The organism is Nostoc sp. UHCC 0251 (assembly GCF_034932245.1).
In the GTDB taxonomy this organism is placed as follows: domain Bacteria; phylum Cyanobacteriota; class Cyanobacteriia; order Cyanobacteriales; family Nostocaceae; genus Nostoc.
Genome location: NZ_JAYGHD010000163.1, coordinates 1 through 7,519, shown reverse-complemented (window position 1 = coordinate 7,519; position 7,519 = coordinate 1). Strand labels below are relative to the sequence as shown.

Below are 7,519 nucleotides of genomic sequence, written 5' to 3'. Positions count from 1 at the left end.
GGGAAACCATTCTCGGAGGCTCCGCCTCCATAGCTTGACAAGAGGCAGAGCCTCTGGAACTCGTTCCCAGCCTGGAGGCTGGGAACGAGGATGTAATAAGTCTTTAGGCTTTTCTTAGTGCCATTCAGTTTGGTATCTAGCAACTTCTTGTCCTGCTACGTATACGGATGAGATGGCAGTAATTGCAGATGGTAAAGAATTATCAGTAGATATCAACAGGAAATCAGCATCTAAACCAGGAGCGATTTTACCTTTTTGATCGCTTATCGCCACCGCCTCTGCTGGACGGCTAGAAACTAATGACCATGCTTGTTCAAAGGACATTAAGCCTAATTCTTGGAGTTTGAAGGGTGCATAGAACAAGGAAGGATAATGATAATCTGAGCAAAGACAATCAATAACATTATTTTTAACTGCCTCAGCGACACTCATCAAACCTAAGTGAGAACCACCACGCACTAAGTTGGGCGCACCCATGAGGACGGCTGCACCATATTCACGAGACTTAGCAGCTAAGTCTATAGTAGCGGGGAATTCTGCGATCGCTACTCGGCGTTGTTGACTTAGTATTACTTTCTCTGGGCTATCATCATCATGAGAAGCGAGGGGAATACCGTAGGTATGAGCTAAATCCACCAGTTGTTCTATTTGCACATCTCCTTCATGTCGCCGTTCTGTTACTTGGTTGATTAATTCTTCGATTTCTTCTATGGACATGGATGATCTTTGCTTCACACTGTTGAGATATCGACTCAATCTCTTTTGATTTCCTGGGGGTGGTAGGTGATCGTTGATGGACAAAATATGCACACGGCCGGATACCATCCAATCACACAACTCTTGATGACCTACGATATTTGCTTCTTCATGCCTGATATGAATACGATGATTACAATTTAAAACTTGTTTTCCTGTCCCTAAGATGAAGTCAATTAAAGCACGAGCAGAATCTCGGCTGCGTAAACCTGGTTCGTAAGAGTCGGTGATTGAGCAGTAAAAAGTTGTGATACCGGATGCTAAGAGGTTGCGGTCATTATCTGCGATCGCTATTGGTAGAGGAAAGTTAACTCCAGGTCGAGGGCAAATCATCCTTTCAAAAGCATCGCCGTGTAAGTCAATAATTCCTGGCAACATCTGGAGTCCTTGAGCATTTACCAGATGAAATCCATTAGGACTACTGGCCTGATCAATGCTGGTAAATTGCCCATCTTCAATTAAAACTGTGGCATCTTCCAGCCAACCACCGGGAGTTAGTACATTTACTCCTTGGATAGCAATTCTTGTGTTGGTTGGTTTTGATAATATTTGAATATTTTTAGATGTTGTCACTGACTTACCTCAGTAAAAAATTTCATGCCTTCATAGGGAGCTTTTTGAGTGGCGGCAATTCTGGAAGATAAATCACCTATATGAAGTTCCAGCTTGTGGTGATCGGGGTCGATAATATATATAGAATCGCCTTCACTTGTATTTTGCTTCCACTGTTTGACTCCTAAAAATTTGAGGCGATCGCTATATTCTGGAAACTTATCTTCAGAGATACTAAAAGCAATATGAGTGTACTCGTCCATAGGATTTGTGCGTGTATTGGAATCTAAAGATAGGCACAACCACAAGTCACCTGCTAGTAAATAAGCACCTGTTTTCCACTTAGCGATCGCTTGACAACCTAGAATCTCGGTATAAAAGTTAAAAGATTTCTCCAAGTCGCAGACAGACAAAGTAATATGGTTAATTCCTATAATCATTTCCCTACTCCCTACTCCCTACTCCCTATTCCCTGTTTTTCGGATTTTCCGCACCAGATTTAACTCAGCTTGAAAGTCAATGTAATGTGGAAGTTTGAGGTGTTGGACAAAACCTTGTGCTTCCACGTTATCGGAATGGGAAAGTACAAACTCGACATTTTGGGCTGGGCCTTGAATTGTTTCGCCTAATTCCTCAGCACGCATTGCCCTATCTACTAAGGCCATCGACATCGCTTTACGTTCGTTGTAACCAAAGGTGAGTCCATAGCCACGGGTAAACTGAGCAGGTAATTCTTTATTACCTTTAAACTGATTTACCATTTGCACTTCGGTGACAGTAATATCTGCGATCGCTATTTCAAACCCCAATTCTTCTGGGCAAATTACCACTTCTACTTCCCCCATACGAATTTCCCCAGCAAAAGGATGGTTTCTCCCATAGCCTCGCTGTGTAGAATATGCCAAAGACAGCAAAAAACCCTCATCTGCACGCGCTAGATTTTGCAGTCTCGCATCCCGTCCAGCAGGAAAGGTTAGGGGTTGACGAGTTAGGTCAAATGGTTGAAGAGACTGGGGAGTAAGAAATTCTTCCTCTGCCCCTCTGCTCCCCTGCTCCCCTGCTCCCCTGCCTCTCTGCCCTTCTTCCGCTTGCATCAAGCCTTCACGATCTAAAGTGTCAATTACACGCGGAACTGGTTCTGTAATTGCTTCTGCTTCTGGTGCTGTCGGGACTTGTCCTTCTGCTATCAACTTAAAGTCTAGTAAACGGTGGATGTAGTCGAAGGTAGTCCCTAACCTTTGTCCTCCTGGTACATCTTTAAAAATGGCAGAAATGCGGCGCTGAATCTGCATTTTGCTGGTATCTAATGGCTGGCTATAGTAAAAGCGGGGTAGTGTTGTCCGATAGGCTCGTAACAAGAAAATTGCTTCTACTAAATCACCCCAAGATTGTTTAATAGCAAGGGCCGCTAACTCCCGATCATATAAACTACCTTCACACATCACCCGTTCTACTGCTAGGGAAAGCTGTTGTTCAATCTGGTCTAGCGTCAATTCGGGAATTGCAGGATCACCCCTGCGTCTGCTTTGCAGAAGTGCTTCTGCATTTTTAATTGCCTGTTCACCGCCTTTGACTGCAACGTATGGCATAGCTTTTAGTTCGTAATTCGTAATTCGTAATTCGTAATTTTTGATTAAGAAAGTTAGGCTTTAATCGGGTTTTCAGGTTTTCATATTTATATTTTTATCCTCCGCAATTTTGCTTTATTGACTTGGTTGGACTAAGCATTTAAAACTCCAGCCATGCTGCTCGAATCCTAATGATTGATAGAATTGATGGGCGCGATCGCGTTTCAAATTAGAAGAGAGAGTGACTTTATAACATCCAGCCTCAGCACTGAGTTTGATCGCAGCTTTCACCATTTGGCTACCAATTCCCTCTCCTCGCATTTGAGAAATAACTGTTACTGCATCTAGAACTGCAAATTTGTGATAGCCCCGGTGCATCATTGTTGGCGCATAAAGGAGGCTGAAAGTACCTACAAGTTGCTGATTTAAAAAAGCAATATAGATGTAGTAGTTAGGAACTTGTGTGATTTCTGTCAAGATTTTTTCTACATCATTACTTGGTAAGGATGACTCACCATCCATGTCAGCATAAAGCTGATTTAATAGAGGCCAATCCTCACGGGTAGCAATGCGAATCTCAAGAGTCATAGTACACCTCTGCTTTAGCGGTGCGTGGTAGTCCCATTACTGCATTTTCTGTAAATAAAAATACATCTACGCCTTGTGGATAGGCTTGGTGATTCTGCATCCAGAAATCCCAAAAATGGACGGGAAGTGTCGGGGCGATCGCTTGCTGGTCTAAAATTCCTGGCCCCGTCAACATCACAGGTTGTCCCATCTCAAAACTTTCTACCTGTACCAATAATGTTGTTGAGGCTTCCGGTTTTTCTCCTGTCCCCCAGTTAAAAATAGATAATTCTGGCAACGCTGCCAAATCTTGAATTAAGGCAAAGTCAGCTTCTTCTGGATACTGTGTGAACCGACAGCCAGTATGAAACAACAACCAAGCTCTCACTTGATCTGTAAAACTTGGCTGTAGCCATACCACAACATCCAAATCCAGCAACGTCAAACAAGCAGCCCCACAAGCAGGCGTTAAACCCAAAGGCACACTCATCTCAGCAGTTATCTGATAAGCTATCCCCGGTCGAGCATTAGCATCAAGCAACGCCCGAAATGTCCTCTGGGCATCATGAATTAAGTCTTGAAAGCCAGGTAAATAGGTAATTTTTGTCATTTGTCATTAGTCAATGGTCATTAGTGCTGAGTGCTAGAAAAAGAGTTTTTGGCTTTGTATATTTGCAGGATGATTTAGCAACTTCCAAAATTCCCCCCCCTGCTTCCCCTGCCTCCCCTGCTCCCCCTGCTCACTCCTCACCCTTCCCCTCTCACCATCGTGAAGAAATTAACCTGAGTGGCGGCTGCTTGACGCTGCTTGAGTTCTTGCTGCTTTTGGTGTTCTACTTGCAAGGGTTGAATTACCTCAGCCTGAATCTGATCGTGCCAATTTGGGGTTTGTAGTAACGCATCACAAACAGCAGCTAGTTCTGCATGACGGTGCGATCGCCCTGCGACATAACCAAATCCAGCAATTGCTTCATCTCCTTGGCTCTCTAACTGCACAACACAGCGAGTCATGGTAATTTCTCCTAAATTAAATGGCTCTCCTGTACCCCCAGCGCGTCCCCGCACCATTGTTAGACCAATCTCTGGGCAGCGTAAAAAGCTATAGTTGGGCAAATTATCTAATGTGTTTACCAATTTTTCTAATCGCTCTAACTCGGCTTTAGCTAATGTTGCCATCCATGCTTGTCGCTGCGTCACAGTAGGCATAAGTTGGTTTGTGGTATTTTGTTTTAAACTATTCTTAACTTGTCTAGACATCTAGATGAAAGTAGATTAACGCAATTCTGACAAATTGACAATCTAAAATTGATACATGAAGGAAATAATGCCAATTTATGTCCAGATTGCTGGCCAACTGCGACAAAATATTCATCAGGGGGTTTATCAGATTGGGGAACAACTACCGACGGAAACGAAGTTAGCCCAACAGTTTGCGGTTAATCGCCATACCATTAGACAAGCGATCGCTCTCCTAAAAGACGAGGGATTGTTACGAGTTGACCGAGGACGCGGAACTTTTGTAGCTGCTAAAACCATCCGCTATGCGATTGGTAAGCGAGTGCGTTACAACCAAACGCTGAAAGCACAGGGTTGGCAAGTGAGGTTTCAACTGCTGCGTGTCTTAGAAGTACCTGCCGATGATGCGATCGCTAGAGGGCTAGAAATTCCTTATGGTGAGCCGGTAGCGTTAATTGAACGTTTAAGTTTTGCAGATGAAGAACCTATAAGTATGGGTACTGGGTATTTTCCTCTTAAGCGATTCCCTGATTTTTTAGAGCCGAAAAATATCAATATTTTGCAAGAACAGCAATCAATATCTCAGTTTTTACAGCAGGTATATGGATGTGATCATATCCGCCGTAGTACCTGCGTTTCTGCTCGTCTAGTCCAACCTCAAGATGCTAAGTGGCTACAAATACCCCTCAATCAACCCATTCTTTTGGCGGAGTCAGTGAACGTCGATCAAACAGGTAATGTTATTGAATATGGGGTAACTCGACTGCGGGGCGATCGCATGGAGTTATTTTTTGAAAATGACTTGAAAGAGGGTGTAGGTGCAAAACTAGGTCGTGTCCTCAGTTAAGCAATATGACGTAAGGAGCTAATTTGTCACAAAGTCGACACCCTAATCTTCATCTAAGCTGGCAAGTTATCCCTATTCCTATATGAAAGTTTCAATCTCTGATAGGGTTTAGTGACACTGGTTATGTAACTGGGATATTGTGAGCTTCTGGTATCTTTGCTTGTACAGATTTAATTTGTTGAATGGGAATCTCGATTATGAATTTAGCTCCTGCTCCTGGAGATGAAATACAGCCTAAATGTCCTTGATGTTTTTCTGTGATAATTTGATAGCTAATTGACATTCCTAAACCAGTTCCCTTGCCTACTGGTTTGGTCGTAAAAAAAGGGTCAAATAAACGTTGTTGAACTTCTTGCGACATTCCAGACCCATTGTCAGCAATCTCAATCGCAACCCGATCACAGTTGAGTACAAGAGTGCGGATAACAATTTGTGGGTTGTGTGGCTGATTAATAACAGATAAATTTTCTAAAGCATCGATGGCATTAGTGAGAATGTTCATCAACACCTGGTTAAGTTGACCCGCATAACATTCTACTAAAGGCAGTTGACCGTACTCTTTAATAATTTCAATTGACGGATGGTCGGATTTATCTTTGAGGCGGTTTTGCAAAATCAATAGTGTACTTTCAATACCACTGTGGATATCAACAGTTTTCATTTGAGCTTCATCTAGTCGAGAGAAGTTCCGCAAGGATACTACAATATCACGAATGCGATCGCTTCCCATTTTCATGGAAGAGAGCAATTTTTTTAGGTCTTCAGTAATAAACTCTAACTCGTTCGCTGCTATGGCTGACTGAATTACTGGTGGAGGGTCAGGATATTCTTGTTGGTAGAGTTGTAGTATTTCTAGTAATTGTTGAACATATTCTTTAGCATGAGTAACATTACCATTGATAAAACTAATAGGGTTGTTAATTTCATGAGCCACTCCAGCCACTAGTTGTCCTAAAGAAGACATTTTCTCAGTTTGAATTAGTTGCGCTTGCGTCTTTTTTAATTGTTTTAGTGCATCTTGGAGTTGTTGATTTTTTTGGGTTAATTCCTTCTCGCGCTGTCGCAAGGCTACCTCTGCCTTTTTCACAGCAGTAATATCTAAACCCATTTCTACAACCATTGGTTCACCGTTCATATTCGTGAACGGATAATCATAAATCTGATACACATTACCTGTTTTACTATCAATCCATTCCCAAAGTTGCGGAGCATTAGTTTCAAAGACGCGAAAGGTAGGACAGACTGGGCAAGGCTGCTTCAGCCCAGCGATCGCCTCATAACAACGTTTCCCTGTGGGGTCTCCAAATACCTCCTGGAAGCGCTGGTTATAAAATCCTACGCCATAATCATTGGGTTGCAGATAAAGGAAAGCGGGTAGCTGATTCAGTAGGTTATAAAGGCTTTGGCGTTCAGTTGAGAGTGCTTCTATTTGGCGCAACTGCTGGTTAACATCTTTCCCTATTGCATAGATCAGTCCCTGTTGGCTAGTAGAAAGACTCCAAGATAACCACCGATAACTGCCATCTTGGTGAAGATAACGGTTATCCCAGTGCAAATTTTGCAGTGGTTCAGTTGGTAGCTGATTGATTGCAATATCTTCTGGATGTACTAATTCTAACCAATGATGCCCAATTAAGTTTTCTGGTTTCCATCCCAATACTTTTTCCCATGCAGGATTGACCTGCTGGTAGCAACCATCCCTTGAGATGATACAGAATAGGTCTGTTGAAAGGTTGAAGAAATCTTCTAGATTAAACACAGTAATCTTGTCATCTAAATTTTGCCTTCAACGTAACTAAGTATATCCACTAGTTACAACGTGAAGATTACTGAATAATTATAAATACAGTGAGAATTCAACTAAAGCATAAATTTTGAACCCCACACAGGGCAAGATGATCGCACAGAGTAGGTATCTCGGCAGCCAGCCAAATAGAGTTAAGCTAATCGGCATTTAAATTGCAACATAGTCACTATTGCCTTTGTTTTTTAT

General features: G+C 42.5%; 8 protein-coding genes. 1 reads left to right on the top strand and 7 read right to left on the bottom strand.

Annotated features, from left to right (window positions below; all coding sequences use genetic code 11):
• Positions 1–114: 114 nt before the first annotated feature.
• The 6 genes from VB740_RS16250 to phnG all read right to left on the bottom strand — a co-directional run bounded on the left by VB740_RS16250 (position 115) and on the right by phnG (position 4,649).
• On the bottom strand, positions 115–1,329 hold the full coding sequence (locus VB740_RS16250; RefSeq protein WP_323201003.1) for an alpha-D-ribose 1-methylphosphonate 5-triphosphate diphosphatase: 1,215 nt from the start codon (positions 1,327–1,329) through the stop codon (positions 115–117).
• Positions 1,326–1,748 carry a fosfomycin resistance glutathione transferase gene (locus tag VB740_RS16245; RefSeq protein ID WP_323201002.1) on the bottom strand — a complete coding sequence of 141 codons (423 nt, stop codon included), beginning with the start codon at positions 1,746–1,748 and terminating at the stop codon, positions 1,326–1,328. The genes VB740_RS16250 and VB740_RS16245 overlap by 4 nt, the downstream gene beginning before the upstream one ends.
• Positions 1,749–1,766: 18 nt before the next feature.
• Positions 1,767–2,897, bottom strand: coding sequence for a carbon-phosphorus lyase complex subunit PhnI (locus VB740_RS16240; protein ID WP_323201001.1), 1,131 nt, complete (start codon positions 2,895–2,897; stop codon positions 1,767–1,769).
• A 114-nt stretch (positions 2,898–3,011) separates the two neighbouring features.
• Positions 3,012–3,464, bottom strand: coding sequence for a GNAT family N-acetyltransferase (locus VB740_RS16235; protein ID WP_323201000.1), 453 nt, complete (start codon positions 3,462–3,464; stop codon positions 3,012–3,014).
• Positions 3,454–4,053, bottom strand: coding sequence for a phosphonate C-P lyase system protein PhnH (gene phnH, locus VB740_RS16230; protein ID WP_323200999.1), 600 nt, complete (start codon positions 4,051–4,053; stop codon positions 3,454–3,456). Before phnH ends, VB740_RS16235 begins: the two co-directional genes overlap by 11 nt.
• 137 nt (positions 4,054–4,190) lie before the next feature.
• On the bottom strand, positions 4,191–4,649 hold the full coding sequence (gene phnG, locus VB740_RS16225) for a phosphonate C-P lyase system protein PhnG (protein WP_323200998.1): 459 nt from the start codon (positions 4,647–4,649) through the stop codon (positions 4,191–4,193).
• A 106-nt stretch (positions 4,650–4,755) separates the two neighbouring features.
• On the opposite strand from phnG, the gene phnF reads away from it, so the two are divergent.
• On the top strand, positions 4,756–5,526 hold the full coding sequence (phnF, locus tag VB740_RS16220; protein WP_323200997.1) for a phosphonate metabolism transcriptional regulator PhnF: 771 nt from the start codon (positions 4,756–4,758) through the stop codon (positions 5,524–5,526).
• A 121-nt stretch (positions 5,527–5,647) separates the two neighbouring features.
• On the opposite strand, the gene VB740_RS16215 is transcribed toward phnF, so the two are convergent.
• Positions 5,648–7,285, bottom strand: coding sequence for a PAS domain-containing sensor histidine kinase (locus tag VB740_RS16215; protein ID WP_323200996.1), 1,638 nt, complete (start codon positions 7,283–7,285; stop codon positions 5,648–5,650).
• Positions 7,286–7,519: the final 234 nt, after the last annotated feature.

Excerpts from the sequence above, each read along its gene's own strand:
- phnG (WP_323200998.1), bottom strand. The coding sequence starts at position 4,649 with ATGCCTACTGTGACGCAGCGACAAGCATGGATGGCAACATTAGCTAAA.
- phnH (WP_323200999.1), bottom strand. The coding sequence starts at position 4,053 with ATGACAAAAATTACCTATTTACCTGGCTTTCAAGACTTAATTCATGAT.
- phnF (WP_323200997.1), top strand. The coding sequence starts at position 4,756 with ATGAAGGAAATAATGCCAATTTATGTCCAGATTGCTGGCCAACTGCGA.
- VB740_RS16245 (WP_323201002.1), bottom strand. The coding sequence starts at position 1,748 with ATGATTATAGGAATTAACCATATTACTTTGTCTGTCTGCGACTTGGAG.
- VB740_RS16235 (WP_323201000.1), bottom strand. The coding sequence starts at position 3,464 with ATGACTCTTGAGATTCGCATTGCTACCCGTGAGGATTGGCCTCTATTA.
- VB740_RS16240 (WP_323201001.1), bottom strand. The coding sequence starts at position 2,897 with ATGCCATACGTTGCAGTCAAAGGCGGTGAACAGGCAATTAAAAATGCA.